This is a genomic window from Nocardia stercoris (genome assembly GCF_003696265.1).
Classification (GTDB): Bacteria; Actinomycetota; Actinomycetes; order Mycobacteriales; family Mycobacteriaceae; genus Nocardia; species Nocardia stercoris.
Window position 1 is genome coordinate 29,322 of the sequence record NZ_RFFH01000012.1, and the last position, 26,875, is coordinate 56,196.

Below are 26,875 nucleotides of genomic sequence, written 5' to 3' on the forward strand. Positions count from 1 at the left end.
GGCGGTTCGGCCGATCTGTCCGGCTGGAATCAGCGGTCTCGGAGCACCTTCAGCGCGTCGTCCGCGTGGACGTTGGCCCGCAGCTCACCGGTGATCACGGCCAGGATCCGGCGGTCGGTGTCGATCACGAACGTGTGGCGCTTGACCGGCGAGAGCCGGCCCAGCAGCCCGCGCTTCACACCGAACAGTTCGGCGACGGCGCCGTCGTCGTCGGAGAGCAGGGGGTAGCCGACACCGTGCTTGCCGGCGAATCCGGCCTGCGTATCGACGGCATCGGTGCTGATCCCGGCGCAGGACGCGCCGACCGCGGCGAATTCGGCTGCCAGATCACGGAAATGGCAGACCTCGGCGGTACACACCGGGGTATTGGCTGCGGGATAGAAGAACAGAACCAGAGGCCCGCCGGACAGCAGGCTGTCCAGCGACCGGGCGGTACCCGCCTGATCGGGAAGTTCGAACTGCGGGGCTAGGTCACCAACCTTCATGCCGCCGACGGTACCGGGAAACCACCCTCCCCGATACCGCCGGCGAGTGCTACGCGCCGATCAGCGCGGCCACTTCCGGGTTCTTCACCTGCATCACATCGAGAATCCCGTGCACCCGCAGTAACGGTTCGAGTTCCCGAATGCGATCACTGAGCATCTCGAACTCCTCGGGATAGCGCGTACGGTCCAGGCTCTCCAGCGCCTTGGCGTGCGTGACGAAGGCGCTCACCGAGTTCAGTACGGGCGCTTGCGGGTTCGAGTGCGGCGTGCCCCGGTGCTGCGGGGCGGCGGTCTGCTGGCGGCCGCCGTGGCGGGGGGCCTCCGGCGCCTTCGGTGGGTACATCGAGTCGAACTCCCTTCGCGGGCGACGAACACGGATGCTTGATATTCGCAGTCGTAATCGGCGCGGCGCGGTATCGACATGCGGTGATCGACCGGTAGGACCCGGGGTGCCCGACACCCGCGCGAGCGGCCGGGGTAATTCCCGTTGCCACGGGCTGGAATGATGGGCGAATGCACGGCGATGATTCTGTGACCACTACCCGTGAACAGTTCCGCGCGCTCGCAGCGGATCACCGGGTCGTTCCGGTGGTGCGCAAGGTGCTCGCGGATTCCGAGACGCCGCTGTCGGCCTATCGGAAACTGGCCGCCGACCGCGCCGGGACCTTCCTGCTGGAATCGGCCGAGAACGGCCGGTCGTGGTCGCGCTGGTCGTTCATCGGCGCGGGCAGCCCGGCCGCGCTGACCGTCGTCGACGGGGAAGCGGCCTGGCTCGGCGCCGCCCCGGCCGACGCGCCCGCCGGCGGCGACCCGCTGCGCGCCCTGCGCGACACCCTGCAGCTGCTGCGCACCGAGCGGCTGCCCGGCCTGCCGCCGCTGACCGGCGGCCTGGTCGGCTACCTGGGTTACGACATCGTGCGCCGGCTCGAACGGCTGCCCGAGCTGACCACCGACGATCTGCGGATCCCGGAGATGGTGTTGCTCCTGGCCACCGACCTGGCCGCCTTCGACCACCACGAGGGTGCGATCACCCTCATCGCCAACGCGGTCAACTGGAACGGCACCTCGGAACGGGTCGACGAGGCCTACGACGACGCCGTCGCCCGCCTGGACCGGATGACCGCCGCGCTGGCCACGCCCGCCCAGTCCACGGTGTCGACCTTCGAGCGTCCCGAACCGGACTATCGGCGCTGCCGGACCACCGAGGAGTTCGGGGCGGGTGTGCGCCGCCTGATCAAGGAGATCGAGGCCGGTGAGGCCTTCCAGGTGGTGCTCTCGCAGCGCTTCGAGATGGACTACGACGGCAGCCCGCTGGACCTGTACCGCATGCTGCGGGCGTCGAACCCGAGCCCGTACATGTATCTCGTGCACGTCCCGGACGGATCCGGCGGCACCGCGTTCTCCATCGTGGGTTCCAGCCCCGAATCGCTGGTCACCGTCACCGACGGTCTCGCCACCACGCACCCGATCGCGGGCACTCGGTGGCGCGGGACCACCGAGGAGGACGACCTGCTGCTGGAGAAGGACCTGCTGGCGGACGCGAAGGAGAACGCCGAGCACCTCATGCTGGTCGACCTGGGCCGCAACGATCTGGGCCGGGTGTGCGAGCCGGGCACGGTCCGGGTCACCGAGTATCGGCACGTCGAGCGCTACAGCCATGTCATGCACCTGGTCTCGACGGTCACCGGCCGGCTGTCGCCGGGCCGGGTCGCCCTCGACGCCGTGGAGGCGTGCTTCCCGGCCGGGACGCTGTCGGGCGCGCCCAAGGTGCGGGCCATGGAGTTGATCGAGGAGCTCGAGCCGACCCGCCGCGGCCTCTACGCGGGCGTGGTCGGGTACCTGGACTTCGCCGGGGACGCCGACACCGCGATCGCGATCCGGACCGCGCTGCTCAAGGACGGCGTGGCCTACGTGCAGGCCGGCGCGGGCGTGGTCGCCGACTCCGACCCGGTCTACGAGGACACCGAGGCCCGCAACAAGGCGATGGCCGTGCTCAAGGCCGTCGCGGCGGCCGGCACGCTGCGCGCGTACACCCCGGCCGAGGACGCGGCGGACGCCGCGGTGGAGCGATGACCGACACCGTGCAGTCCGCACCGCGGCAGGCCGCGCGCCGGCCCACCGGGGCGGCGCTGCTGCTGGTGGTGGCCGCGGCCTGCCTGTGGGGCTCCTCGCGCATGATCTGGGTGACCGTGGTGTCCTCGGACGGCCTGACCGAGCCGCGCACGCACAAACTCGACGGCGGCACCTGGTTCGGTGCGATGACCCCGCTGGCGCTGGTGCTGCTCGCGGCCGTCGCGGCGGTGTACGTGACCCGCGGCTGGCTACGGCGCGGGGTGGGCATCGTGGTGGCGGTGCTGGCCGCCCTCGCCGCGGTGCCGTGGTTCGCGATCGTCTCCGGGCACAGTGCCACCGCCGACCGGGCCGCGAAGCTGGCCGAGCTGCCGGTGCGCGCGCACGTCGACCACGTGAGCACGTCCGCGTTTCCGGTGTGGCTGTCGCTGGCGGGGGCGCTGGCCGCGTTCGCGGCGGGCCTGTTGCTGGCCCGGATGCCGCAGGGTGACCCGCAGCTGTCCGGTAAGTACGACAACCCGGTGTTCCGGCGCGCGGACGCCGCGGGGCAGGTCGCCGCTGCGGCGGATTCGGCTGTGCCGGAAGGCGATTCGGCGCTGCCGGAGCGGGTGCTGTGGGATGCGCTGGACGCCGGCACCGACCCGACCGCCGGTGTCGAGGACGCTGCCGAACCCGACGACCCGAGCGCGGGGACCATCGGTTCCGGCGCGCCCGAGCGCCGCGACCCCGATCCGGCCGACCGGGGCGACGCGTCGTGATCCCGCTGCGGCCGGGCGGCGCGATCACGGCGCGACCGACCGCGGGCACCGATCCGGTGCCGACCCTGGACGGCGCGACACTGCCGACCGTTCGGGCCGAGTGTCGCCGGTCACTTCCTTCGATTCGGAAGAATGACCGCCGCGCCCGACCGGCGGCGCGCCGCGCACGACACCCCGCCGTCCGTACCGGCGGTACCGCCCTTTACTCTTTAACAGCATCGGTGAGACAACACCTGGGGGGATTCTCAGGTGGAAAGTCCGTCTCCCCAGAAAGGATTCGAGCCAGATGACGGTACTCGACTCGATTCTCGACGGGGTCCGCGCGGATGTGGCCGCTCGGGAAGCCCTCCTGGATTTCCAGGCCGTCAAGGCCGCCGCCAAGGCCGCCCCCTCGCCGCGGGACGCCATGGCCGCCCTGCACGCCGACGGCATCGGGGTCATCGCCGAGGTGAAGCGCGCCAGCCCGTCGAAGGGCAATCTGGCCGATATCCCGGACCCGGCCAAGCTGGCCGCCATGTACGCCGACGGCGGCGCGCGGATCATCAGCGTGCTCACCGAACAGCGCCGGTTCCAGGGCTCGCTGGCCGACCTGGACGCGGTGCGCGCGGTGGTCGACGTGCCGATCCTGCGCAAGGACTTCGTCGTCGGCCCGTACCAGATCCACGAGGCCCGCGCGCACGGCGCCGACGTCATCCTGCTGATCGTCGCCGCCCTGGAACAGGACGTGCTGACCTCGCTGATCGACCGCACCGAATCGCTGGGCATGACCGCGCTGGTCGAGGTCCACACCGAGGAGGAGGCCGACCGCGCGCTGGAGGCCGGCGCCAAGGTCATCGGCGTGAACGCCCGCAACCTCAAGACACTCGAGGTCGACCGCGACGTGTTCGCGCGGATCGCGCCCGGCCTGCCCAGCGAGATCATCCGGGTCGCCGAGTCCGGCATCAGCGGCACCGCCGACCTGCTGGCCTACGCCGGCGCCGGCGCGGACGCCGTGCTGGTCGGCGAGAGCCTGGTCACCAGCGGCGACCCGCGGGCCGCGGTGTCCGAGCTGGTCACCGCCGGAACCCACCCGTCCTGCCCGCGCCCGCTACGTAGAGGAGCTCGCTAGTGACCACCCTGCCCCAGATGAGTGACGGGGTCTCGCACCCCAGTCACGAACCCGACGAGGGCGGTCATTTCGGCATCTTCGGCGGCCGGCACGTGCCGGAGGCGCTGATGGCGGTGATCGAGGAGGTCACCGCCGAGTACGGCAAGGCGCGGGTCGACCCGGGGTTCCTACAGGAGCTGGACCGGTTGCAGCGCGACTACACCGGGCGTCCCTCGCCGGTGTTCGAGTGCACGAAACTCGCGGAGCACGCGGGCGGTGCACGGATCTTCCTCAAGCGAGAAGACCTCAACCACACCGGTTCCCACAAGATCAACAATGTGCTGGGCCAGGCGCTGCTCGCCAAGCGCATGGGCAAGAGCCGGGTCATCGCCGAGACCGGCGCCGGCCAGCACGGCGTCGCCACCGCGACCGCCTGCGCGCTGCTCGGCCTGGAGTGCGTGGTCTACATGGGCGCGGTCGACACCGCCCGGCAGGCGCTCAACGTGGCGCGCATGCGGCTGCTCGGCGCCGAGGTGGTGTCGGTGACCACCGGCTCGCAGACCCTCAAGGACGCCATCAACGAGGCGCTGCGCGACTGGGTCACCAACGCCGACCGCACCTACTACTGCTTCGGCACCGCGGCCGGCCCGCACCCGTTCCCGCTGATGGTGCGCGACTTCCAGCGCGTCGTCGGCCTGGAGGCGCGGGCGCAGATGCTCGACTCGATCGGGCGGCTGCCCGACGCGGTCGCGGCCTGTGTCGGCGGCGGCTCCAACGCGATCGGCATCTTCCATGCCTTCATCGACGACCCGGCCGTGCGCCTGCTCGGCTACGAGGCCGCCGGTGACGGTGTCGAAACCGGCCGCCACGCAGCGACTTTCACCGGCGGTAGCCCCGGCGCCTTCCAGGGCGCCTACTCGTACCTGCTGCAGGACGAGGACGGCCAGACCATCGAATCCCATTCCATCTCCGCGGGTCTGGACTACCCGGGTGTCGGCCCGGAGCACGCCTACCTCAAGGATGTCGGCCGCGCCGAGTACCGCCCGGTCACCGACACCGAGGCCATGGACGCGCTGCTGCTGCTGTCCCGCGCCGAGGGCATCATTCCCGCCATCGAGTCGGCCCACGCCGTCGCCGGCGCCCTGCAGCTCGGCCGCGAATTGGGCCAGGGCGCAGTGATTCTGGTGAACCTGTCCGGCCGCGGCGACAAGGACATGGACACCGCAGCTCGCTGGTTCGGGCTGTTCGACGAAGAGGTGAGTGCCGAATGAGTGGGTCCGGCCGCGGCGACAAGGACATGCGCAGCCCGATTGCTCGCTGGTTCGGGCTGTTCGACGAAGAGGTGAGTGCCGAATGAGTGGGTCCGGCCGCGGCGACAAGGACATGCGCAGCCCGATTGCTCGCTGGTTCGGGCTGTTCGACGAGGGGGCACAGGGCTGATGAGCCGTCTGGCAAGCACTTTCGCGCGCTGCAAGGCCGAGGACCGGGCCGCGCTGATCGGCTACCTGCCGTCCGGTTACCCGGATCTGCAGGCCTCGATCGACAGCTGCGTGGCCATGGTCGAATCCGGTTGCGACATCGTCGAAGTCGGCATCGCCTACTCCGACCCGGTGATGGACGGCCCGACCATCCAGCACGCGACCGAACAGGCGCTGGCCGCCGGGGTGCGGGTCCGCGACGTGTTCACCGTCGTCGAGGCGATCAGCAGCGCCGGTGGCGCCGCGGTCGTCATGACCTACTGGAACCCGGTGCTCAAGTACGGAGTCGACCGGTTCGCGCGCGACCTGAACGCGGCCGGCGGGCTCGGGCTGATCACGCCGAACCTCATCCCGGAAGAAGCCGGCGAGTGGATCGCGGCGTCGGACGCCCACGACCTGGACCGCATCTTCCTGGTGGCGCCCTCCTCGACCGAGGAGCGGCTGGCCATGACCCTGGACGTGAGCCGCGGTTTCGTCTACGCCTCCTCGGTGATGGGCGTGACCGGCGCCCGCGACGTCGTCTCCTCGGCCGCACCGGAACTGTCGGCCCGGATCCGCGCGCACTCAGACATCCCGATCGGGGTCGGCCTCGGTGTGCGCGACGGCGCGCAGGCCGCCGAGATCGCGGCCTACGCCGACGGCGTGATCGTGGGCTCGGCGCTGGTCACCGCGGCCGGTCAGGGCCTGGACGCGGTGCGGGCACTGACCGAGGACCTGGCTCGCGGCGTGCGTTCGGCGGCTGTCGCGTCCTGAGCCGGAACTGATCTCGCCGGGCCGTACGGCCGGTCGGCGGCCGTTTTCGGCACGAGCGGCGGGCCGTCGGATCGGGTGTTCTCAGGTCGGTCCGTTACGGTGGGCCGGTGACCTTCCCAGTCCTGGCTGACACTGTTGTTGCCCACGGCGCCTCGGCGTCGGTGCTCGCCTACATCCCCAGCCCGCCTCGCGGCGTCTGGTATCTCGGCCCGATCCCGATCCGCGCGTACGCCCTGTGCATCATCGCCGGCATCATCGCCGCGATCTGGCTCGGTGAGCGCCGCTGGACCGCCCGCGGCGGCCGGCCCGGCTCGGTCATGGACGTGGCCATGTTCGCGGTGCCGTTCGGGCTGGTCGGCGGCCGCCTCTACCACGTCGCCACCGACTGGGAGAAGTACTTCGGCGACGGCGGCCACCCGATGAACGCGTTCAAGGTGTGGGAGGGCGGTCTCGGCATCTGGGGTGCGGTGCTGCTCGGCGGTATCGGCGCCTGGATCGGCTGCCGGTTCTACAAGATCCCGCTGCCCGCCTTCGGCGACGCCATCGCCCCCGGCGTGCTGCTGGCGCAGGCGATCGGCCGACTCGGCAACTACTTCAACCAGGAGCTGTACGGGCGTCGCACCGATCTGCCCTGGGGTCTGGAGATCTTCCAGCGCTTCGACGCCGACGGCCGGCTGGACATGATGAACGGTGTCTCCAACGGTGTGGTCGATCACTCGATGATCGTGCAGCCGACCTTCCTCTACGAGCTGCTGTGGAACCTGATCGGGGTCGCCCTACTGCTGTACGTGGACAAGCGGTTCCGGATCGGGCACGGCCGGCTGTTCGCGCTGTACGTCGCGATCTACTGCTTCGGCCGGTTCTGGGTCGAGCTGCTGCGCGACGACGACGCCACCCACATCTTCGGGCTGCGGGTCAACACCTACACCTCGACCATCGTATTCGTGTGCGCCATTGCGTATTTCCTGCTCGCGACCCGCGGCCGGGAGCAGCCCGCGGACCTGCAGCCGCGCCCGGACCGCCCGTGGCCCTGGCAGCTCGGCGCCCTGCGCGCCGCCGGCGCATCCGCGGCCGCCGCACCCGAATCCGATGCCGCGCCATCGGAATCCGGCCCGGCCGACGCCGAAACCCCGGATACGGAAGCCGATTCGGACCCGGCCGAGCCGGCCGACCCGAAGCCGGACACAGCGGACGGCGACGACAACGCGGTGGCGGACCCGGCGGCGGCGGCCGTAGAGTCGGTACCCGACGAAACCACCGAGTCAGCGGAACCAGCTGACGCGGGCAAGAATTGATCGTCCGGGTCGTCACTCGTGGGGGCCGGTCGAGCGAACCCGGCCCGCACGATCGAGGAGGACGTGAGTGACCGACCCCTACCAGCAGCAGCCCTACGGGCAGCAGCCGCAGCCCTACGGCCAGCCCCAGTACGGTGCGCCGGGCACCGGCCCGGGCCAGCCGTACGGCGCACCGCAGGACGCGTTCGGCCAGCAGCCCTACGGGCAGCCGATGGGTGCCCCGGGCCAGTTCGCGCCCGGCTACGACCCGAGTGCGCCTTACGGCCGCAACCAGTTCGGTGAGCCCTACTCCGACAAGACCAAGCTGGCCGCCGGCCTGCTGCAGATCTTCCTGGGCGGTTTCGGTGTCGGCCGGTTCTACCTCGGCTACCCCGGTATCGCCGTCGCGCAGATCGCGGTCACCTGGCTGACCTGTGGTCTGGGCGGTCTGTGGCCGCTGATCGACGGCATCATGATGCTGACCGGTTCGGTCCGCGACGCCAACGGCCTGCCGCTGCAGGAATCCTGACCCCGGCTTTCGGGGGGACGACGCCCGCGTCCGGTTTCCGGACGCGGGCGTTCCTTTCGTACCACCGTGTTCGCCTGCTGTTTCCGAATCCGTGATCTGCCGTCGGCCGATCGTGATCCGGTGACCGGAGTCATGTTTGGCGAAGGCGCCGTGCGGGTGTGCCCGTACGGCCTACCGTTCGGTACAGGACTAGGCTCAGCCGAGTGATGCGACGGACGAAGATTGTGTGCACGCTCGGCCCGGCAACCGCTTCCGAGGAACGAATCCGCGAGCTGGTCGACAGCGGTATGGACGTGGCGAGGCTCAACTTCAGCCACGGCGAGCACGCCGACCACGCGGAGAACTATCACAAGGTGCGCAAGGCGGCGGACAGCGCCGGTCGTGCCGTAGGTATCCTCGCGGACCTGCAGGGCCCTAAGATCCGCCTCGGCCGGTTCGCCGAGAACAAGACGATGTGGGCCACCGGGGAGACGGTCCGGATCACCGTGGACGACATCATGGGCGACCACGACCGGGTGTCGACCACCTACAAGCACCTCGCCGACGACGCCAAGCCCGGCGACCGGCTGCTCGTCGACGACGGCAAGGTCGGCCTGATCGTCACCGACGTCGAGGGCAACGACGTGATCTGCGAGGTCACCGAGGGCGGCCCGGTCTCCAACAACAAGGGCCTGTCGCTGCCGGGCATGGACATCTCGGTGCCGGCACTGTCGGAGAAGGACATCTCGGACCTGGAATTCGCGCTCGAACTGGGCGTCGACTTCATCGCCCTGTCGTTCGTGCGTTCGCCCGCCGACGTCGAGCTGGTGCACGACATCATGGATCGGGTGGGCCGCCGGGTGCCGGTCGTGGGCAAGCTGGAGAAGCCCGAGGCGATCGACAACCTCGAGGCCATCGTGCTGGCCTTCGACGCCATCATGGTCGCCCGCGGCGACCTGGGTGTGGAGCTGCCGCTCGAGCAGGTGCCGCTGGTGCAGAAGCGGGCCATCCAGATGGCCCGGGAGAACGCCAAGCCGGTCATCGTGGCCACCCAGATGCTGGAATCGATGATCACCAACTCGCGGCCCACCCGCGCCGAGGCGTCCGACGTCGCCAACGCGGTGCTCGACGGCGCCGACGCGGTCATGCTGTCGGGTGAGACGTCGGTCGGTGACTACCCGATCGAGGCGGTGCGCACCATGGCCCGCATCGTGCACGCGGTGGAGAGCGAATCCTCCACCCGGGTGCCGCCGCTGACCCACGTGCCGCGCACCAAGCGCGGGGTCATCTCCTACGCTGCCCGCGACATCGGCGAGCGGCTCAACGCGAAGGCGCTGGTCGCGTTCACCCAGTCCGGTGACACCGTGCGCCGGCTGGCCCGCCTGCACACTCCGATCCCGCTGCTGGCGTTCACGCCGCTGCCCGAGGTGCGCAGCCAGCTGGCGCTCACCTGGGGTGTGGAGACGTTCATCGTGCCGACCGTGCACACCACCGACCAGATGATCGGCCAGGTGGACAAGGAACTGCTCGCTCTGAACCGGTACAACAAGGGTGATCTGGTGGTGATCGTGGCCGGTTCCCCGCCGGGCACCGTAGGCTCCACCAACCTGATCCACGTGCACCGTATCGGCGAAGAGGACCACTGAGTGAGCTCTACCCTGCATGAACCGGCCGAGGACCTGCGGGTGCTGTTGGGCCTGCTCGACCTCGAGCCGGCCGGGCCGGGCACCTTCCTCGGGCACCACCCGGAGAAGGTGTGGTCGCGGACGTTCGGCGGGCAGCTGATCGCCCAGTCGATCATGGCCGCCGGGCGTTCGATCGCGCATCCGGTGCCGATCCATGCGATCAACGCCCACTTCGTGCGCGGTGGTGACCCGGCGCAGCCGATCGAATACCGGGTGCAGATCATGCGCGAGGCCAAGTCGTTCGCGAACTGCATGGTGACCGCCGTGCAGAACGACGAGGAACTGGTCGTGTCGCTGGTGTCGTTCCTCAAGTCCGCCAAGGGTTTGGAGCACGCGCCGGACGCGCCGCAGGTACCCGGCCCGGAGGGTCTGCCGACCCTGCAGGACGTGCTGGCCGGTTACGAGGACAAGCTGGAGATGTTCGTCAAGGCGCCGCATCCGGTGGACATGCGCTACGCGAACGACCCGGCGTGGATCCTCAAGGAGCGTGGCGAGGCGCTGGACCACAACCGGGTGTGGCTGCGCGCGCAGGGCCCGATGCCCGAGGATTCGCTGCTGCACACCGCGCTGCTGGCGTACTCGTCGGATACGGCGGTGCTGGACCCGATCATCACCCGGCACGGGCTGTCGTGGGGGTTCGACCGGATCGTGGCGGTCACGGTGAATCATTCGATCTGGTTCCACCGGCCGGTGCGCTTCGACGACTGGGTGCTGTGGGCGACCGAGTCACCGGTGGCGGCTGCCACCCGTGGGCTCGGGACGGGTCATTTCTACTCCAGCTCGGGCGAGATGCTGGCGACGGTGGTGCAGGAAGGTCTGGTCCGGCACTTCCCGACCCGCGGCTGACCGGGAACCGCGAGCGGAGTCAGATCCGCTCGTGGTTCTCCTCGAGGTCGAAGCTGTCGTGGAACAGGGCGTGGATCGAGTAGGGCACCGCGTCGGCGGCGGAGATCCGCAGTACCAGGCGGCGTTCCAGCGCGTCGAGGTCGGCCTCGGTGAGGTCTTCCTGTTCACCGACCAGGCTCAACGCGATCTCGTAGGTGCGGCGGTCGCCCGGGTCCGCACCGGGATTGTCCTGCCGCCACTGGCTCTCGAGCAGCGTGTGGGCGGGCCGGTCGGGGTCGACCGGAAGCGTGAAGCGCCAGGCGGACAGATCCCGGTGCGCGACATGGTCGTCGACGACTCGGCGGACCGCGGCGACGACGCGATCCAAGATCTCCGGTGTCACGTAAACATGGAGCGAAACATCCGAAATGCGTTTCGGCATGTGCTCGAATCCCGTTTCTGTGTCGAACCAGCGGCGGTGGATTGTCGTGCCGTTCGCGGGGGAGTGTAATCGGTCGCGCGCCCGGCGGCCAAGGGCCCCCGACGCCGATCCGGCTCAGGCGTGCCGGCCGATCCGCCCCGAGTCGTAGAAGGCGACCTGCGGCGCGGGTGCCGTGCGGGTCGATTTGCCGCCGTCGAGGACGATCAGCTGCGGCCGGCCCTGTGCGTCGGTGCTGCGGCCCTGGTGCAGGTGCAGGGCGAACAGCAGCGGGAGTAGCGCCTCGGCGATGGCGTCGCCGACCTCGAGGTAGCGCTGGGGCGACAGGCTGCTCGGGTCGGCGATGTTCTCCCGGCCGACGAAGGCGAGATCGTTACGGGCCCGGTCCATCTCGGGAATGGTCCGGGCGCCGCTGACCTTCGCGATCCGGAACGCCTCGAGCAGCGTGAAGCAGTAGTGGGCGGTGTCGGGTGCCTGGCGCGCGACGTCGTCGCGGATCTGTTCGGTCATGGCCAGCACCAGGTCGGCGCGTTGCGCCATCTCCGGCTTGAAGCGCCGGGCCTTGAAGTTGTCCGGGTCGCCGCCCAGTCCGGTGATCGTCTGTGCGGCAAGGGGTTCCACGCCGAATCCGACCAGGGCGCGGACGCCGGCGCTTTCGGCGGTGAGGTCGTGGAGGCCGTGCCGGTCGGCGAAGGCGCGGGTGAGTCGTTCGGCGATAACCGACCTGCAGACATTGCCGGTGCAGACGAACAAGACGTGCATACGCCGAACGGTATCGGGGCGGCAACGGCCGCTGAAAGCCGAACACGAGCAGATCACAGCCGGGGTTCCAACTGTTCATCTTCCGGCGCCGGGCGTTTCGCGGGGTGTAGCCGGTCGGTCGCTGGAAGCTTCGACCTTTCACCGGGAATCGGGCGCGGATTCGGCGGCCGGCGGCTCGGGCGCGGTGCCGGCGCCGAATACCCGGCTACGGGTGGTGCGCAGGCGGCCGTCGGCGGGCCGGGTCGGCGCGAACCGGGCGATCCCGGTCGGGGTGGTCATGTCGTCGTAGATGGTGTCGATGCCGCCGCGGGCGAAGTAGGCCTCGTGCCAGAAGCCGGTGCCGCCGGAGTCGCGCAGGAACCGCGCCCACCACTGCTTGTGCGGCAGTGATCGGGTCCATTTCTCGAGGCTGTCGAGGTCGCGCCAGTACTGGCGGGCGCCCCAGTGCGGCGGGAACAGCGACCACACGATGTCCTCGTGCAGCAGCAGGCCGTCGGGCCGGTCGTGGTGGGAGCGGTAGAGGTCGGGCCCGATCCCGAGCAGGCGCAGCATGCCGCGCGGTTTGCGGACCCGCATGCCGAGATAGACGACGACCAGGTCCGGATACTGCGACAGGTCGGCAGTAGATCGCTGCACCCGCACGGCTCCGACCTCCCGATCATGGCGGCGTAACTGACGATTCGCTCTGTTTCGAGGCTACGCCGACCGGGTCGGTGAGCTGCCGGAAACTCTATCGACATCGCCGAAACAAAGAATTCATTCGCCGAACAAAAGAGTACGCGGACGGCGGTAGTCGAAATGTGAAACATCAAGGGCGGCACACAGTTCGCGGACGGAACGGTGCCGTGGGTGTGATTTGCGGTATCCGTCCGGATCCGTGGCCCGGTGGTGTGACGCAGACGGCAGATATCCGCGAACGGCCGCGGGGGAGCGGTGGGAAGATGTGGGGAAGAAATGGCCCCGACCTGGTGCCGAGTGTGGGACTCGAACCCACACGTCCTTTCGGACAACGGTTTTTGAGACCGCCGCGTCTGCCTGTTCCGCCAACTCGGCGCACCGGTTGACGATGATAGTCGGTGATCCGCCGAAGACGAAACCGCCCGGATTGCCGACGCGCGGGTGTATGGAATGCGCTGGGCAGATGGGTTCTCGGCCGTGCGCACCGGTACAGTTTGAGAAACTCGGCGACGCCGGGTGCGGCAGTCGGGGTCGCGCCCCGCTTCGCGCGAGTGGTCGGGCATCGGAAGAAGTCGAGGGGTCTGTGTATGGGAACGTCAGCTGGGGGCGCGAAGAAGGATGCCGTGGCCACGGCGAAGCGGGTCGTGGTCGCCGAGGACGAGGCCCTCATCCGGATGGACCTGGTCGAGATGCTCACCGAAGAGGGGTACGAGGTCGTCGGTGAGGCCGGTGACGGTCAGCAGGCTGTCGACCTGGCCGAGCAGCATCGCCCCGACCTGGTGATCATGGATGTGAAGATGCCGCGCCGCGACGGGATCGACGCCGCCGCCGAGATCGCGTCGAAACGGGTTGCGCCCGTGGTCATCCTGACCGCATTCAGTCAGCGCGACCTCGTCGAGCGCGCGCGTGACGCCGGCGCCATGGCATATCTGGTGAAACCGTTCACCAAATCCGATCTGGTGCCGGCGATCGAACTGGCGGCCAGCCGCTTCCACGAGATCACCGCGCTGGAGAGCGAAGTCGCCAGCCTGTCCGACCGGCTCGAGACCCGGAAACTGGTCGAGCGGGCCAAGGGTGTGCTGATGCAGACGCAGGGACTCTCGGAACCGCAGGCGTTCAAGTGGATTCAGCGCACTGCGATGGACCGGCGCACCACCATGAAAGCGGTCGCCGAGGTGGTCCTGGAAAACCTCACGCCGAAGTCCTGAACCGGAAATTTCCCGCCACGCCGAGTGATACGAATGAGATGCGCTCGCAACGTAGCCCGGCTATGTTCTCACCGGGTCGACGGGAGGTCGGTCCCCTCTCGGCGCGATCCGGGGGGAGCGCAGAACTCAGAGGTGAAACGTGCTTAGTTCGACAAGGCGCGGGCGTGTGACACGAGGCCTGCTGGTGGCCGGGACCGTCGCGGTGCTCGCTCTCACAGGCTGCAGCTCCAAATCGTCCTCGGGCAACGGAACCGACACCTCCGGAAACGCCGGCGGTCTGACCATCAGCAAGGTCGGTCCGGTGGACACCGACGGCAAGATGGTGACCGACGCGGGCGCCGGCGGCACTCCCGCGGACCCGGCCGGTGACGGCAAAGCCACCTGCGCACCCACCACCATCGCGTTCGCCGGTGCCCTGACCGGCGGCAACGCCGCGCTCGGCATCAATATCGCCGACGGCGCGAAGCTGGCCATCGACAAGCACAACAAGGCCAACCCGGGCTGCCAGATCACGATCAAGCAGTTCGACACCGAAGGCTCGCCCGACAAGGCCACCTCGGTGATCCCGCAGATCACCAGCGACGCGAGCATCGTCGGCCTGATCGGCCCGGCGTTCTCCGGCGAGACCAAGGCCACCGGCAAGGTGCTCAGCGACGCCGGCGTGCCGTTCCTCACCGCGTCGGCCACCAACGCTACCCTCACCCAGAACGGCTGGAACAGCTTCTTCCGCGGTCTGCCCAACGACGACGTGCAGGGCCCCTCGGTCGGCAAGTACCTGGCCGCCACCTACAAGAAGGTGTGCGTGATCCAGGACGACAGCGACTACGGTGTCGGCCTGGCGAAGAGCATCACCGAGGGTCTGGGCGCTGCCGCCGACCCGGCCTGCGGCGCCAGTGTCAAGACCGGTGACAAAGACTTCTCGGCCGTCGTCACCAAGGTGGCTGCCGCGAACCCCGACGCGATCTTCTACTCCGGCTACTACGCCGAGGCCGCCCCGCTGGTCTCGCAGCTGCATTCCGGCGGCGTGAAGGGCACCTTCGTCGGCCCGGACGGCGTCAACGACCCGCGCTTCGTGCAGCAGGCCGGCAGCGCCGCCAAGGGCGCGATCCTGACCTGCCCGTGCGGTCCGGCGTCGGACGAGTTCGCCGCGGCCTACAAGGCCGACAACGGCGGCCAGGCGCCCGGCGTGTACTCGGTCGAGGCCTACGACCTGGCGACCATCCTCGCCAAGGGCATCGACTCGGGTAAGACCACCCGCGCCGATCTGGTCGACTTCGTCAAGCACTACGACGGCTACGGTGAGGGGCACCACTACCAGTGGGGCCCGACGGGTGAGCTCGCGAGCGCGAACATCTGGATCTACTCCGTCAAGTGACGGCGTGCGGGCCGCACCACCACGGGCCCGCCGAGACAACTGACGGCCCGCCGCCGGGACGCGTGCGGAGTTCACGCGTCCCGGCGTTCCGGGAGATTTCGAGGACGAGAGTTTGATGAGAACAACGGCCATGGCCGATTCGGTGCACGTGCTGGCGTCGTCGGTGAGTTTCGATTACCAGGGCGTGTTCCACGACTTCTGGCGGCTGACCGCCGACGGTGTGACCTACGGCTGCATCTACGCCCTGGTCGCGGTGGGATACACCCTCGTCTACGGCGTACTCCGGCTGATCAACTTCGCCCACTCCGAAATCTTCATGCTCGGCATGTTCGGGCAGCTGGTCGGACTGATGCTGTTCGGGTTCGCGGCGCAGGCCGACCCGTACTCCCAGGGTGTCGGGTTGACCGTGCTCTATCTGAGCCTGGCCATGGTCGTGGGAGCGCTGGTCGCCGGCGGGGCCGCGGTCGGCATGGAACGAGTGGCCTACCGGCCGTTGCGTAAACGCGGGGCCCGGCCGTTGAGCTTCCTCATCACCGCGATCGGTGTCTCGTTCTTCCTGCAGCAGTTCGTGCAGTTCATCCTGCCCAAGCTGGGACTGCCGCTGGCCGGGACCACCGTGCACCTGGGCGGTAGTTCGGCGCAGGAGCCGGTCATCCTGGTCGTGCCCACCGAACTGTTCCACTTCGCGACCGCCTCGATCACCAACATCATGGTGATCATCGTGGCGGCCGCGATCGCGCTCGCGATCGGCACCGAATTGCTGATCAACCGAACGAAATTCGGGCGCGCCATCCGCGCTGTCGCCCAGGACCCCGACACCGCGATGCTCATGGGCGTCTCGCGGGAGCGGGTCATTATGGCGACCTTCCTGATCGGCGGTGTGCTCGCCGGGTGCGCCGCAATGCTGTACACGCTGAAGATCCCCAACGGCGTGATCTACTCCGGCGGTTTCATTCTCGGCATCAAGGCGTTCAGTGCCGCGGTGCTCGGCGGGATCGGTAACCTGCGCGGCGCGCTGCTGGGCGGGATCCTGCTCGGCGTGGTCGAGCAGTACGGCCAGATCCTGCTCGGCACCCAGTGGCGGGACGTGGTCGCGTTCGTGGTGCTGGTCCTGGTGCTGATGATCCGCCCGACCGGCATCCTCGGCGAGAGCCTGGGGAGGGCCCGCGCATGACCCGTTCGACTCCGGCGCCGACCGCGATCCTGCCGGTCCTGCCCGACGACCCGCGCCCACCGCTCGGCGACCGTATCCGCGGCTGGTGGGAGGGCCTGACCCGGCCCGCGCAGTGGGCCGTGGGTGTCCCGATCATCCTGCTGCTGGCGCTGCTGCCGCTGTTCCCGCCGCCCGGTATCGCCACCACCAACAACGACTTCAGTGTCGTCATGGCCCAGGTCGCGATGTACTGCCTGGTGGCGATCGGCCTGAATGTCGTTGTGGGACAAGCGGGCCTGCTCGACCTCGGGTATGTCGGCTTCTTCGCGGTCGGTGCCTACACGGTGTCGCTGCTGACCAGCAAGAACAGCCCGTGGAACGCGACCGGCCCGGGTGGCTGGCTGGATTCGCGGTGGGCGTGGCTGGCCTGCCTGCCGATCGCGGTGGCGGTGGCGGCGATCTCCGGGGTCGTGCTCGGCATGCCGACGCTGCGGCTGCGCGGCGACTACCTCGCCATCGTGACCCTCGGTTTCGGTGAGATCGTGCGGCTGCTCGCCGACAACCTGAACGAGATCACCAACGGCTCACTGGGCCTGTCCGAGGTGGCGCACCCCGAGGTCGGGCAGTCGGCGGCCAAGCCGGGCGGACTGTTCTCGCAGGGCAACCTGGGCAAGCACGACAGCCTGAACCCGTTGGAGCGGGCCAATTACGGCACCTGGTGGTACTGGCTGGGCATCGTGCTGGTGGTCGGCATGCTGCTGATCGTGGGGAACCTGGAGCGCAGCCGGGTCGGCCGCGCCTGGGTCGCGATCCGCGAGGACGAGGACGCCGCCGAGATCATGGGCGTGCCGACCTTCAAGTACAAGCTGTGGGCGTTCCTGATCGGCGCGGCCGTGGGCGGCATGTCCGGCGCCATGTACGCCGGCCAGGTCGGATTCGTGAACCCGACCAAATTCGACGTCATCAACTCCATGCTGTTCCTGTGCGCGGTGGTGATCGGCGGCCAGGGCAACAAGCTCGGTGTGCTGGTCGGCGCCTTCATCATCACCTATGTGCCGCTGCGGCTGAGTTCGGTGCATCTGGTGCACGACACCACCACCGGCTGGATCTTCGTGGCGATCAGCGTCGCGGTGTTCGTGGCGTTGCTGGTGGTTCGCTCGCTGGTCGCGCAGCGGCTGCCGCGCTGGGCGCAACTCGTGCTGAGCACCGTGGTGGTGCTGGTCGGCTTGGCGGGCGCGCTGCTGCTGGGCAGTGTGCTGGTGTTGCTTCCCGGTGGCGCCCAGAACCTGGGTGACCTCAAGTATCTGTACTTCGGTATCGCGTTGGTGGTGATGATGATCCTGCGTCCGCAGGGCCTGTTCCCGGTCCGGCAGAAACTGCTGGCCTACGGCAGGCAGGTGTATCGGGCGGTCCGCCCGGTGCGCGTGCCGGTGGGAGCGCGGGGATGACCGGGCCGGGCGCCGGGGACGCGCTGTTCGACAACGAGGATCTCGCGGCCGGTTACGTGCCGCCACCGTCCGAGGAACCGGCCGGGGAGGTCGATGTCACCGCCGTGCTGCCCGCGCTGGCCGACCCGGGCACGGTCGCGGATGTGGTTGCGCCGCAACGGGAGATCGATACCGCGGTCGGCGAGCCGCTGCTGCGGGTGTCGAACCTGACCATGCGTTTCGGTGGTCTGACCGCGCTCGACGACATGAGTTTCGACATCCGTCGCGGCGAGATCCTCGGCCTGATCGGACCCAACGGCGCCGGCAAGACCACCTGCTTCAACGCCATCACCGGCGTGTACAAGCCGACCGCCGGGACCGTCACCTTCGACGGCAAGCAGCTGGGCAAGCAGCCACGCAACGCGATCACCCGGCTCGGCATCGCCCGCACCTTCCAGAACATTCGCCTGTTCGGGGAGATGACGGCGCTGGAGAACGTGGTCGTCGGCACCGACGCGCGGCACAAGACCTCGGTGCCCGGCGCGATCCTGCGGACCCCGCGGTTCCACCGGGAGGAACGCGACGCGGTCGAGCGCGGCATGGCGTTGCTCGAGTTCGTGGGCATCGCGCCGCGCGCGGTGGAGAAGGCGCGCAACCTCTCCTACGGTGATCAGCGCCGGCTGGAGATCGCCCGCGCGCTGGCCACCGAACCGAAACTGTTGTGCCTGGACGAGCCGGCCGCGGGGTTCAACCCCAGCGAGAAGTCGGCGCTGATGGACCTGATCCGCAAGATCCGCGACGACGGCTACACCGTGCTGCTCATCGAGCACGACATGCGCCTGGTCATGGGGGTCACCGACCGGATCGTGGTGCTGGAGTTCGGCCGCAAGATCGCCGACGGGCTGCCCGAGCAGATCCGCCAGGACCCGGCGGTGATCGCCGCGTACCTGGGTGTGCCCGACGAGGCGGAGGCCGCGGCCCTGGTCGCGCCCGACGGCCCGCCGCAGCTGGACCCGAACGAGCCGTCGCTGTTCACCAACCACGCGGCGGAGGCGGCGACCACCTACCTGCCGGTGTACGAGCAGGGCGGGCCGCCACCGGAACCCGAACCGGTGCCCGAGCCCGCCGCGACGGCGCCCGACGGCGCGGGCGAGCCGCTGCTGGTCGTCGAGGACATGATCGTCGGTTACGGCAGAATCGAAGCGCTGCACGGCATCTCGATGCACGTCGCGCACGGCGAACTGGTGACCCTGCTGGGTGCCAACGGGGCCGGCAAGACCACCACGATGCGGGCCCTGTCGGGTCTGCTGCCGCTGCAGCAGGGCCGGGTCCTGTTCGAGGGCACCGACATCACCCGGATCAAGGCGCCCGAGCGGGTGATCCAGGGCCTGATCCAGGCGCCCGAGGGTCGCGGTGTGTTCCCCGGCATGACCGTGCAGGAGAACCTCGACATGGGTTGCCACGCCCGGCCCTTCAAGAAGAAGGCCGAGTACACGCAGACCCTGGACTGGGTGTTCGAATTGTTCCCGCGCCTGCTGGAGCGCCGCAAGCAGGTCGGCGGCACGCTGTCCGGTGGCGAGCAGCAGATGCTGGCGATCGGTCGTGCGCTGATGGCCCGCCCGAAGCTGCTGCTGCTCGACGAACCGTCGATGGGTTTGGCGCCCATGGTGATCCAGCAGATCTTCCGCATCATCAGCGAGATCAACGACCAGGGCACCACGGTGCTGCTGGTCGAGCAGAACGCCCAGCAGGCTCTCACCCGCAGCCATCGCGCCTACATCCTGGAGACCGGTTCGGTCACCAAAACCGGTGGGGGACGGGAACTCCTGCACGACCCGGCGGTCAAGGCGGCGTATCTCGGCGTGGCGTAAGACGTCCGGCCGGACGTGCTGGCGCGGGTCTGGCTGGGCGTGCTGGCGCGGGTCCGGCTGGGCGTGCTGGCGCGGGTCCGGCCGGGCATGCAGGCGCGGGTCCGACCGGTCACACCTCGTCGTCGCCGTCGTCGGCGGCGAGGGCTGCGCGCACGGTGTCGCCGTGCCGGTCCACCCAAGCACCCAGCGCCTGGAGCGGAACCAGCAGATCCCTTCCGGCGGTGGTCAATTCGTATTCGACGGTCGGGGGAGCAGTCGCGTAGCGGCGGCGCTCGACCAAGGACGCTGCCGTCATCCGGCGCAACGTCCGGGTGAGCATCCGCTGACTGATGCCGCCGACGGCCGTGCGCAGTTCGCTGTGCCGCATCGGGCCGTCACGAAGGGTGTACGCGATCACCGCCAGCCAGGAGTTCGCGAACAGGTCGACGGCGAGGCGGGCCGGGCAGTCGGCCTCGAAGTCGCCGTAGGGCGGGAACTCGACGGGTTCGATCAGGTCCGGTGTGGTCACGGATCCAGCTTGCCACCGCCGTAGGGCACCCCGGTGTGCCCCACGGAATCCCTAGCGTCGTCATCGTTCTCGCGGACGGACGGATCCGGTGCCGTCGGCGGGAACCCCGCGGTCCACATCGGACGCGGGTTCTCGGCGAGCAGGAGAGTCGATATGCGAATCGGAATCATCGGTGCCGGCGCCATGGCGCGAGCCTTGGGGGCCGGATGGGCCCGAGCCGGGCACGAGGTCTTCGTCGGCGCCCGGACCGCAGCGCGCGGCGCCGCGGCGGCGGAAGGGATCGGGTCGGCGGCGGTCAGCGGAAGTATCCGGGCCGCAGCGGAATTCGGTGACGTGGTGCTACTGGCGGTACCGCCGGCGGCGCTGGCCGAAGTCCTGGCGGACGCGGGACCGCTGGCCGGCAAGGTGGTCGTCGACCCCACGAACGCCTTCGCCCCGGACGCGGGGTCGTTCGCGCTGACCGAGGCCGCGGTCGCGGAGCGGGTCGCCGCGACGGTGCCGGACGCTCGAGTGGTGAAGGCGTTCAACACGTGTGCGGCCGAGGTATGGGCCGCGCCCGCCCGGGTCTTCGACGACCGCCGGCTGCTCGTCCCGATCTGCGGCGACGACCCGGCCGCCGTCGCCGTGGTCGCGGGCCTCGCCGCGGACCTCGACCTCGCCGCGGTACCGGCCGGCGGCCTGCGGCACGCCCGCTACCTCGAGGCCGCCACCGCCTTCGTCGTCGGCCTGTGGTTCGCCGGCGCGGACGCCCGAGCGATGCTCCCGCCCCTCGAGGCCGCATTCGCGGTGCCAGACGCGACCTGAGTCGGTCAGCGGACGAAGGCGGCAGCGGAGCGTAACCACGCAGGCCGCCCGGTCCAGGCGCCATCGACACCGCCTGAGTCGCGCGGTCTCCCCGGCTCCGCAGGGCCGGGGAGACCGCGGTTCGAACCTGTCGGTGTGGCTCCTTACACTCGTCGGGTGACCCCAGCCACCACTGATCAGCGTCCGAGCACCGCCACCGCCGCCGCCGAGGGTGAGCGGCCGACTCTGTTGTTGTTGGACGGGCATTCGCTGGCCTATCGCGCGTTCTTCGCGCTGCCGGCGGAGAACTTCAAGACTGTCACCGGTCAGACCACGAACGCGGTGTACGGGTTCACCGCCATGCTGATCAACCTGCTGCGGGACGAGAAGCCGACCCATGTGGCGGCGGCGTTCGACGTCAGCCGCAAGACGTTCCGCACCGAGGCGTACCCGGAGTACAAGGCGAATCGCAGTCAGACGCCGGACGAGTTCCGCGGCCAGGTCGACGTCACCAAGGAGGTGCTCGACGCGCTGGGCATCCCGGTGCTGGCCATCGACGGTTACGAGGCCGACGATCTCATCGCCACCATGACGACTCAGGCTGTGCCGCAAGGCTTCCGGGTGCTCATCGTCACCGGTGACCGGGACGCGCTGCAGCTGGTCACCGAGGACGTCACCGTGCTCTACCCGAAGAAGGGTGTATCCGACCTCGCGCGGTTCACGCCGGAGGCGGTCGAGGAGAAGTACGGCCTGACCCCGGCGCAGTACCCGGACTTCGCGGCTCTGCGGGGCGACCCGAGCGACAACCTGCCCGGCATCCCGGGCGTGGGGGAGAAGACCGCCGCCAAGTGGATCCGCGAATACGGTGACCTGGCGAGCCTGGTCGACCGGGTCGACACGGTGAAGGGCAAGGTCGGGGACGCGTTGCGCGCGAACCTGTCCAGCGTGGTGCTCAACCGGCAGCTGACCGAGATGGTCAAGGACGTCGCGCTGCCCTACACGCCCGACCAACTGGCCAAGCAGCCCTGGGATCGCGATCGCATCCACCGTTTGTTCGACGACCTGGAGTTCCGGGTCCTGCGCGACCGACTGTTCGAGACGCTGGCCCCGCCGGAGCCGGAAGCCGAGTCCGGTTTCGAGATCTCCGGTGGTGCGATCGAGCCGGGCGCGGTCGCCGACTGGCTCGCTGACCATGCGAAAGCCGGTGTGCGGCACGGTGTCTCGGTCGTCGGTACCGGCACTCCGATCCACGGTGACGCCACCGCGCTGGCCATCGCCGCCGGTGACGGGGAGAGCGGCTACATCGACCTGGTCGGTGCCACCCCGGCCGACGAACAGGCGCTCGGTGCCTGGCTCGCCGACCCGGCCACACCCAAGGCCGTGCACGAGGCCAAGGCCGCGCAGCACGCCCTGAGCGGGCGCGGCTGGACGCTGGCCGGCCTGTCCACCGATACCGCCCTGGCCGCCTACCTGGTCCGCCCGGGCCAGCGCACCTTCAATCTCGACGATCTGTCGCTGCGCTATCTGTCGCGCGAACTGCGCGTCGAGTCCGACGCCGACGCGCAGCTCTCGCTGCTCGACGAGGAGGGCCAGGCCGACGCCGCGCTGGCCGAGACCGAGATGCTGCGGGCACGTGCGGTAGCCGACCTGGCCGACGCGTTCGACGCCGAACTGCGGACCATCGAGTCGACCGACCTGCTGACGAAGATGGAACTGCCCCTGCTGGGCGTGCTCACCGAGCTGGAGGCGGCCGGGATCGCCGTCGACATCGACCAGCTGCGGCAGCTGCAGCAGGAGTTCGCCGACAAGGTGACCGATGCCGCGTCGGCGGCCTATGCGGTGATCGGCAAGCAGATCAACCTCGGCTCGCCCAAGCAGTTGCAGGTGGTGTTGTTCGACGAGCTCGACATGCCGAAGACCAAGCGCACCAAGACCGGCTACACCACCGACGCCGACGCGCTGGAATCGCTGTTCGAGAAGACCCAGCACCCGTTCCTGGAACATCTGCTGGCGCACCGCGACGCGACCCGGCTGAAGGTGACCGTCGACGGCCTGCTGAAGGCGGTGGCCGACGACGGCCGCATCCACACCACCTTCAACCAGACCGTGGCCGCTACCGGCCGGCTCTCCTCGACCGAGCCGAACCTGCAGAACATCCCGATCCGCACCGACATGGGCCGCCGCATCCGCGACACCTTCGTGGTCGGTCCCGGTTACGAGTCGCTGATGACGGCCGACTACAGCCAGATCGAGATGCGGATCATGGCCCATCTGTCCAAGGACGCCGGCCTGATCGAGGCGTTCAACTCGGGCGAGGACCTGCATACCTTCGTGGCGTCCAAGGCGTTCGACATCCCGCTCGCCGAGGTGACGCCCGAGCAGCGCCGCCGGATCAAGGCCATGTCCTACGGTCTGGCGTACGGGCTGAGCGCCTACGGCCTGTCGCAGCAGCTGAAGATCAGCGCCGAGGAGGCCAAAGCGCAGATGGAGGTCTACTTCGACCGCTTCGGCGCCATCCGCGACTACCTGGCCGACGCGGTCGACGACGCGCGCAAGGTGGGCTACACCGAAACCCTCTTCGGCCGCCGCCGCTATCTGCCCGACCTGGACTCCAGCAACCGGCAGCGCCGTGAGGCCGCCGAACGCATGGCCCTCAACGCCCCCATCCAGGGCACGGCGGCCGACATCATCAAGGTCGCGATGATCGACGTGCAGCGCGCGATCGCTGCCGCGGGCCTGAAATCTCGCATGCTGCTGCAGATCCACGACGAACTGCTCTTCGAGGTGGCGCCCGGCGAGCGCGAACAGCTCGAGGCCCTGGCCCGCGAACACATGGCCGCCGCCATCGAACTGTCTGTGCCACTGGAGGTTTCGGTCGGCGTGGGCCGCAGCTGGGATGCCGCGGCACACTAGGGGGGCTGGTCCCCGATCGGCCCTGTCAGTCCGGTAGCCAGCCGGCGCAGTGCTGCCGCGATCCGGTCCGGCGTCTGCCCGGCGGCGCGCTGGTGCAGGTACACCTCGGCGGCCAGCGGCGCGAGTGCGATGTCGGTCAGCGCGTCCGGATCCGGGACGTTCGCCGCGCGCAGGAGTGCTCGCACGTGCGCGGCCCAGAATCCGTAAGCGCCGGTGCCGAATCGGGCGCCGCCGGTTTCCGCGCCCAGTACCAGCGCGGCGTGTGTCTCCAGCAGCTCGACCATCGCGGTGTAGAAGGCGCCGAGGCGTGCCGCCGGCGCGGCACCGGGGCCCAGCGGTGGTGCGCCGCGGAGCAATTGTTCCTGTAGTGCGCGTTCGTGTTCGTCGAGCAGCGCCACGGCGATCGACCGCACATCCGGATAGCGCCGATAGAGCGTGCCCCGTCCGACCTGGGCCGCTTTCGCGATGTCGTCCATCGTGACGGTCCGTGGATCCCGGGCCGTGAACAGTTCCGCCGCGGCGGCGAGTACCCGCGCGCGGTTGCGGGCGGCGTCGGCGCGTTCGCCCGGTGCCGGTGCCGGGACGAGCAGGTCGGCGTGCGGTTCCATGGCGTCACTCTAGCCCACATCGGAAACAAATGGACATCGTGTCCAGTTCGATCTATGGTCGACAAGTGGACAGATTGTCCACTTACGATGGAGGTCGAACGCATGCCCACCCTGTTGCATCTGGACGCCAGCGCCCGGCGCGATTCGCTGAGCCGGACCCTGAGCGCGACGTTCGCCGAGTCCTGGCGGGCTCGCCACATCGACGGCACATATCGCTACCGCGATCTGGCCGCCGTGCCGGTACCGCACATCCAGGAGGGCTGGACCGAGCTCTGCGATGCGGTCCTGGCGGCCGGGCAGACCGACCTGGACCGGCTCCCGGAGCTGGCGGACACACCGGCCCGGCGAGCCGCCTGGGCGGTGGTGGAACCCCTGCTGACCGAACTGCGGGCCGCCGACCTGGTGCTGATCGGCACACCGATGTACAACTACTCGATCCCGTCCGCGTTGAAGGCCTGGCTGGATCAGGTGACCTTCCCGCGAATGTCGTTGCCGTCCACCAGATTCGTCGTGGTCACTGCCCGCGGCGGGGCGTATTCGCCCGGCGCGCCCAAGGCCGCCTTCGACTATCAGGAGCGGTATCTGCGCGACTTCTTCGCCGGACACTTCGCGGTGACCGACGTCGCGTTCGTCAACGCGGAGCTGGCGAACTCCCGCCTGGATCCGCACCTGGCTCACCTGCGCGCCGCGCACGAGACCGCATGGGAGCAGGCGCTGCGCACCGCCGGGCTGCTCGGTGCCGAGTGCTGAGGAATCCGAAATGAATTGGCTACTGTTGCTTTTCGCCGGCCTGATCGAGATCGCGTGGTCGCAGAGTGTGAAACCGACCCAGGGATTCACCCGTCCGCTGCCGACGCTGATCTGCTTCCTGCTGGCGGCCGCCGCGATCTATCTGCTGTCGCTGGCCATGCAGACCCTGCCCGTCGGTACCGCCTACGCGGCGTTCACCGGGATCGGGGCGGTCGGTGCGATCGGACTCGGGGTGGTGGTGCAGAAGGATCCGCTCAGCGCCGGCCGAGTGCTGGCCCTGGCCATGGTCGTCGGCGGGGTGGTGCTGGCCCGGGTGACGAACCCCGAGTGAGCGACCGGCGGGCCACCGGACACACCGGGCGGCGGCGGGAATCACCGGCTGCTGCGTGCTACAGCCCGACGGTGGCCCGCAGCCGGGCGTCCAGCGACTCGGCCTCGTGTTCGGTGAGGGCGCCGACGGCCTCGGTCAGCCACGGTCGGTAGACCGGGTGGATCTCCAGCGCGTTGGCCCAGCCGTGGGCGGTCTTGGTGGCGAGCAGATGGCCGGGGTCGCTGTCGTGTAGCGGTACCACGTGCAGCCACCGGTAGGGCGAGTCGATGACGGAGGTGTCGGAGACGACGATGACCGGCCGCCGGCCCGGCATCGGCTCACCGCTGGGGCGCATCGGCGCGCACGTCCACACCTCGCCCCGTTTCACGAACCGCCTCCGTCGCTGTAGCGCAGCTCGGCTTCGGCGGCGACGGCGGCCAGGGCATCCTCCTCCGGCTGGATCGGCAGCTGTGCGAGGCTGTTTCGGACCAGGTCACTGCGCACGGCGCGGTTGATCACCTGGGAAACGGAGCGGCCCTCGGCCGCGGCCGCGCGGGTGACCCATTCGTAGACGGCAGGGTCGAGAGTTACGGTCAAACGCGTCATCTTGCCCATACAGCCGAGGATACGTCCGCCCGGTCGGTATCTTCGCTGTTCCGGGTGGTGTCTCCGGACAGCCGACTCGGCGCACAGCGCGGTTGCCCGCAGGGTTGTCTGCAAGTTTGCGGCGTGGCGCGCGAACGGCCCGCAAATTCGGGTCGGGTAGCAGCCCGGTGCAGGTCATCTGGCATTCCATCGGAGTTCACAGGAGATTGTGACGAAGTTACCCATCGGTTACGAGTGAATATGGTTGCCATCTTCTGTCCGAGTCCATATTCTCGATGCCGTGCCGAACCCCGCCGACTTCCACACCGCACCCCGGGTCACCGACCTCGAGCGTGTGGCAGTGCTGTCGGCGGCGCTCACCGAGCCGTTCCTCCTGGCATCGCGAGCCACCGCCCGCGCGCCGATGATCCGTGCCGCGCTTCCGCTGACCGCAGCGGTAGCCGCCGATCGAGTACACGTAGTTCTTCGCCGTAGCGGGGTCTGATTCCGGGCCGGCCCCTCGCTGCGGCCGTACTGATTGCTTGCGCTGGTCCCCCGTCTCCGCTGGAGACGCGCCTGTCA

The 26,875-nt window shown here is 69.4% G+C and carries 28 protein-coding genes, 1 tRNA gene and 1 pseudogene; 20 read left to right on the forward strand and 10 right to left on the reverse strand.

The genetic code is table 11. The features are described 5' to 3' along the window. Positions 1 to 29 precede the first annotated feature (29 nt). Positions 30 to 485: a peroxiredoxin gene (locus EBN03_RS23725; protein WP_122190333.1), complete on the reverse strand. Its 456-nt coding sequence runs from the start codon at positions 483 to 485 to the stop codon at positions 30 to 32. 49 nt (positions 486 to 534) lie between these two features. Continuing rightward, a complete protein-coding gene (locus tag EBN03_RS23730; protein ID WP_122190334.1) occupies positions 535 to 828 on the reverse strand; it encodes a hypothetical protein in 294 nt (97 codons plus the stop codon). A gap of 170 nt (positions 829 to 998) precedes the next feature. Here EBN03_RS23730 and EBN03_RS23735 point away from each other — a divergent pair, with 170 nt between their 5' ends. The 9 genes from EBN03_RS23735 to EBN03_RS23775 all read left to right on the forward strand — a co-directional run bounded on the left by EBN03_RS23735 (position 999) and on the right by EBN03_RS23775 (position 10,944). Next, positions 999 to 2,558, forward strand: coding sequence for an anthranilate synthase component I (locus EBN03_RS23735; RefSeq protein WP_122190335.1), 1,560 nt, complete (start codon positions 999 to 1,001; stop codon positions 2,556 to 2,558). After that, positions 2,555 to 3,313, forward strand: a complete 759-nt coding sequence (locus EBN03_RS23740; protein ID WP_122190336.1) for a TIGR02234 family membrane protein — start codon at positions 2,555 to 2,557, stop codon at positions 3,311 to 3,313. Before EBN03_RS23735 ends, EBN03_RS23740 begins: the two co-directional genes overlap by 4 nt. 286 nt (positions 3,314 to 3,599) lie before the next feature. Continuing rightward, entirely contained in the window at positions 3,600 to 4,421 is an 822-nt protein-coding gene (gene trpC, locus EBN03_RS23745; protein WP_122190337.1) for an indole-3-glycerol phosphate synthase TrpC, read from the forward strand. A 17-nt stretch (positions 4,422 to 4,438) separates the two neighbouring features. Next, complete coding sequence (gene trpB / locus EBN03_RS23750; RefSeq protein ID WP_122190473.1) at positions 4,439 to 5,671, forward strand: tryptophan synthase subunit beta; 1,233 nt, start codon at positions 4,439 to 4,441, stop codon at positions 5,669 to 5,671. Positions 5,672 to 5,839: 168 nt separating this feature from the next. Further along, entirely contained in the window at positions 5,840 to 6,631 is a 792-nt protein-coding gene (gene trpA, locus EBN03_RS23755; protein ID WP_122190338.1) for a tryptophan synthase subunit alpha, read from the forward strand. A 107-nt stretch (positions 6,632 to 6,738) separates the two neighbouring features. Next, the gene (gene lgt, locus EBN03_RS23760) at positions 6,739 to 7,926 is read left to right on the forward strand and encodes a prolipoprotein diacylglyceryl transferase (protein WP_122190339.1); all 1,188 of its coding nucleotides are present in this window, start codon (positions 6,739 to 6,741) and stop codon (positions 7,924 to 7,926) included. Between the two features lie 67 nt (positions 7,927 to 7,993). Next, a complete protein-coding gene (locus tag EBN03_RS23765) occupies positions 7,994 to 8,434 on the forward strand; it encodes a TM2 domain-containing protein (RefSeq protein WP_122190340.1) in 441 nt (146 codons plus the stop codon). Between the two features lie 203 nt (positions 8,435 to 8,637). After that, the gene (pyk, locus tag EBN03_RS23770) at positions 8,638 to 10,059 is read left to right on the forward strand and encodes a pyruvate kinase (protein ID WP_122190341.1); all 1,422 of its coding nucleotides are present in this window, start codon (positions 8,638 to 8,640) and stop codon (positions 10,057 to 10,059) included. Next, a complete protein-coding gene (locus tag EBN03_RS23775; RefSeq protein WP_233608584.1) occupies positions 10,060 to 10,944 on the forward strand; it encodes an acyl-CoA thioesterase in 885 nt (294 codons plus the stop codon). Positions 10,945 to 10,963: 19 nt separating this feature from the next. Here EBN03_RS23775 and EBN03_RS23780 read toward each other — a convergent pair whose 3' ends face one another. The 4 genes from EBN03_RS23780 to EBN03_RS23795 form a co-directional block, all read right to left on the reverse strand. Beyond that, the gene (locus EBN03_RS23780; protein WP_233608585.1) at positions 10,964 to 11,326 is read right to left on the reverse strand and encodes a hypothetical protein; all 363 of its coding nucleotides are present in this window, start codon (positions 11,324 to 11,326) and stop codon (positions 10,964 to 10,966) included. Positions 11,327 to 11,479: 153 nt separating this feature from the next. Further along, the gene (locus EBN03_RS23785) at positions 11,480 to 12,124 is read right to left on the reverse strand and encodes an arsenate reductase/protein-tyrosine-phosphatase family protein (RefSeq protein ID WP_122190343.1); all 645 of its coding nucleotides are present in this window, start codon (positions 12,122 to 12,124) and stop codon (positions 11,480 to 11,482) included. Between the two features lie 138 nt (positions 12,125 to 12,262). Next, positions 12,263 to 12,766 (reverse strand): phenylacetaldoxime dehydratase family protein, encoded by a 504-nt coding sequence (locus EBN03_RS23790; protein WP_122190344.1) that lies wholly within the window; start codon positions 12,764 to 12,766, stop codon positions 12,263 to 12,265. A 324-nt stretch (positions 12,767 to 13,090) separates the two neighbouring features. Continuing rightward, positions 13,091 to 13,177: transfer RNA gene (locus EBN03_RS23795), tRNA-Leu, on the reverse strand. A gap of 212 nt (positions 13,178 to 13,389) precedes the next feature. Here EBN03_RS23795 and EBN03_RS23800 point away from each other — a divergent pair. The 6 genes and pseudogenes from EBN03_RS23800 to EBN03_RS35230 all read left to right on the forward strand — a co-directional run bounded on the left by EBN03_RS23800 (position 13,390) and on the right by EBN03_RS35230 (position 19,836). Continuing rightward, positions 13,390 to 14,010 carry an ANTAR domain-containing response regulator gene (locus EBN03_RS23800; protein ID WP_122190345.1) on the forward strand — a complete coding sequence of 207 codons (621 nt, stop codon included), beginning with the start codon at positions 13,390 to 13,392 and terminating at the stop codon, positions 14,008 to 14,010. Positions 14,011 to 14,176: 166 nt separating this feature from the next. Further along, positions 14,177 to 15,385 carry a branched-chain amino acid ABC transporter substrate-binding protein gene (locus tag EBN03_RS23805; RefSeq protein ID WP_233608586.1) on the forward strand — a complete coding sequence of 403 codons (1,209 nt, stop codon included), beginning with the start codon at positions 14,177 to 14,179 and terminating at the stop codon, positions 15,383 to 15,385. Between the two features lie 115 nt (positions 15,386 to 15,500). Then, entirely contained in the window at positions 15,501 to 16,559 is a 1,059-nt protein-coding gene (locus EBN03_RS23810) for a branched-chain amino acid ABC transporter permease (protein WP_122190346.1), read from the forward strand. Next, complete coding sequence (locus EBN03_RS23815; RefSeq protein WP_122190347.1) at positions 16,556 to 17,986, forward strand: branched-chain amino acid ABC transporter permease; 1,431 nt, start codon at positions 16,556 to 16,558, stop codon at positions 17,984 to 17,986. Before EBN03_RS23810 ends, EBN03_RS23815 begins: the two co-directional genes overlap by 4 nt. Further along, positions 17,983 to 18,930 (forward strand): annotated as a pseudogene (locus tag EBN03_RS35225) (ABC transporter ATP-binding protein); the annotation flags it as partial. The gene EBN03_RS23815 and the pseudogene EBN03_RS35225, both read left to right, overlap by 4 nt. A gap of 210 nt (positions 18,931 to 19,140) precedes the next feature. Next, on the forward strand, positions 19,141 to 19,836 hold the full coding sequence (locus tag EBN03_RS35230) for an ABC transporter ATP-binding protein (protein WP_233608602.1): 696 nt from the start codon (positions 19,141 to 19,143) through the stop codon (positions 19,834 to 19,836). Between the two features lie 109 nt (positions 19,837 to 19,945). On the opposite strand, the gene EBN03_RS23825 is transcribed toward EBN03_RS35230, so the two are convergent. Then, complete coding sequence (locus EBN03_RS23825; RefSeq protein WP_233608587.1) at positions 19,946 to 20,344, reverse strand: winged helix-turn-helix transcriptional regulator; 399 nt, start codon at positions 20,342 to 20,344, stop codon at positions 19,946 to 19,948. Between the two features lie 153 nt (positions 20,345 to 20,497). Here EBN03_RS23825 and EBN03_RS23830 point away from each other — a divergent pair, with 153 nt between their 5' ends. After that, on the forward strand, positions 20,498 to 21,148 hold the full coding sequence (locus EBN03_RS23830) for an NADPH-dependent F420 reductase (protein ID WP_122190349.1): 651 nt from the start codon (positions 20,498 to 20,500) through the stop codon (positions 21,146 to 21,148). Positions 21,149 to 21,304: 156 nt separating this feature from the next. Further along, positions 21,305 to 24,040 carry a DNA polymerase I gene (gene polA, locus EBN03_RS23835; protein WP_122190350.1) on the forward strand — a complete coding sequence of 912 codons (2,736 nt, stop codon included), beginning with the start codon at positions 21,305 to 21,307 and terminating at the stop codon, positions 24,038 to 24,040. Here polA and EBN03_RS23840 read toward each other — a convergent pair. Continuing rightward, positions 24,037 to 24,648 carry a TetR/AcrR family transcriptional regulator gene (locus EBN03_RS23840; protein WP_122190351.1) on the reverse strand — a complete coding sequence of 204 codons (612 nt, stop codon included), beginning with the start codon at positions 24,646 to 24,648 and terminating at the stop codon, positions 24,037 to 24,039. The genes polA and EBN03_RS23840 overlap by 4 nt on opposite strands. A gap of 102 nt (positions 24,649 to 24,750) precedes the next feature. On the opposite strand from EBN03_RS23840, the gene EBN03_RS23845 reads away from it, so the two are divergent. Further along, positions 24,751 to 25,398 (forward strand): FMN-dependent NADH-azoreductase, encoded by a 648-nt coding sequence (locus tag EBN03_RS23845; protein ID WP_122190477.1) that lies wholly within the window; start codon positions 24,751 to 24,753, stop codon positions 25,396 to 25,398. 10 nt (positions 25,399 to 25,408) lie between these two features. Continuing rightward, on the forward strand, positions 25,409 to 25,729 hold the full coding sequence (locus EBN03_RS23850) for a DMT family transporter (RefSeq protein ID WP_122190352.1): 321 nt from the start codon (positions 25,409 to 25,411) through the stop codon (positions 25,727 to 25,729). Positions 25,730 to 25,787: 58 nt separating this feature from the next. Here the strand turns inward: EBN03_RS23850 and EBN03_RS23855 are convergent, their stop codons facing one another. Beyond that, the gene (locus EBN03_RS23855) at positions 25,788 to 26,096 is read right to left on the reverse strand and encodes a type II toxin-antitoxin system PemK/MazF family toxin (protein WP_122190353.1); all 309 of its coding nucleotides are present in this window, start codon (positions 26,094 to 26,096) and stop codon (positions 25,788 to 25,790) included. Then, positions 26,093 to 26,323: a CopG family ribbon-helix-helix protein gene (locus EBN03_RS23860; protein ID WP_122190354.1), complete on the reverse strand. Its 231-nt coding sequence runs from the start codon at positions 26,321 to 26,323 to the stop codon at positions 26,093 to 26,095. Before EBN03_RS23860 ends, EBN03_RS23855 begins: the two co-directional genes overlap by 4 nt. A gap of 271 nt (positions 26,324 to 26,594) precedes the next feature. Here EBN03_RS23860 and EBN03_RS23865 point away from each other — a divergent pair, with 271 nt between their 5' ends. Further along, positions 26,595 to 26,798: a hypothetical protein gene (locus tag EBN03_RS23865; RefSeq protein ID WP_122190355.1), complete on the forward strand. Its 204-nt coding sequence runs from the start codon at positions 26,595 to 26,597 to the stop codon at positions 26,796 to 26,798. The last annotated feature ends 77 nt before the right edge of the window (positions 26,799 to 26,875 follow it).

Excerpts from the sequence above, each read along its gene's own strand:
- EBN03_RS23845 (WP_122190477.1), top strand. The coding sequence starts at position 24,751 with ATGCCCACCCTGTTGCATCTGGACGCCAGCGCCCGGCGCGATTCGCTG.
- EBN03_RS23735 (WP_122190335.1), top strand. The coding sequence starts at position 999 with ATGCACGGCGATGATTCTGTGACCACTACCCGTGAACAGTTCCGCGCG.
- EBN03_RS35230 (WP_233608602.1), top strand. The coding sequence starts at position 19,141 with ATGATCGTCGGTTACGGCAGAATCGAAGCGCTGCACGGCATCTCGATG.
- trpC (WP_122190337.1), top strand. The coding sequence starts at position 3,600 with ATGACGGTACTCGACTCGATTCTCGACGGGGTCCGCGCGGATGTGGCC.
- EBN03_RS23785 (WP_122190343.1), bottom strand. The coding sequence starts at position 12,124 with ATGCACGTCTTGTTCGTCTGCACCGGCAATGTCTGCAGGTCGGTTATC.
- EBN03_RS23725 (WP_122190333.1), bottom strand. The coding sequence starts at position 485 with ATGAAGGTTGGTGACCTAGCCCCGCAGTTCGAACTTCCCGATCAGGCG.
- trpA (WP_122190338.1), top strand. The coding sequence starts at position 5,840 with ATGAGCCGTCTGGCAAGCACTTTCGCGCGCTGCAAGGCCGAGGACCGG.
- EBN03_RS23815 (WP_122190347.1), top strand. The coding sequence starts at position 16,556 with ATGACCCGTTCGACTCCGGCGCCGACCGCGATCCTGCCGGTCCTGCCC.
- EBN03_RS23730 (WP_122190334.1), bottom strand. The coding sequence starts at position 828 with ATGTACCCACCGAAGGCGCCGGAGGCCCCCCGCCACGGCGGCCGCCAG.
- EBN03_RS23860 (WP_122190354.1), bottom strand. The coding sequence starts at position 26,323 with ATGGGCAAGATGACGCGTTTGACCGTAACTCTCGACCCTGCCGTCTAC.
- EBN03_RS23850 (WP_122190352.1), top strand. The coding sequence starts at position 25,409 with ATGAATTGGCTACTGTTGCTTTTCGCCGGCCTGATCGAGATCGCGTGG.
- trpB (WP_122190473.1), top strand. The coding sequence starts at position 4,439 with ATGAGTGACGGGGTCTCGCACCCCAGTCACGAACCCGACGAGGGCGGT.
- EBN03_RS23740 (WP_122190336.1), top strand. The coding sequence starts at position 2,555 with ATGACCGACACCGTGCAGTCCGCACCGCGGCAGGCCGCGCGCCGGCCC.
- EBN03_RS23810 (WP_122190346.1), top strand. The coding sequence starts at position 15,501 with ATGAGAACAACGGCCATGGCCGATTCGGTGCACGTGCTGGCGTCGTCG.
- EBN03_RS23840 (WP_122190351.1), bottom strand. The coding sequence starts at position 24,648 with ATGGAACCGCACGCCGACCTGCTCGTCCCGGCACCGGCACCGGGCGAA.
- EBN03_RS23800 (WP_122190345.1), top strand. The coding sequence starts at position 13,390 with ATGGGAACGTCAGCTGGGGGCGCGAAGAAGGATGCCGTGGCCACGGCG.
- EBN03_RS23830 (WP_122190349.1), top strand. The coding sequence starts at position 20,498 with ATGCGAATCGGAATCATCGGTGCCGGCGCCATGGCGCGAGCCTTGGGG.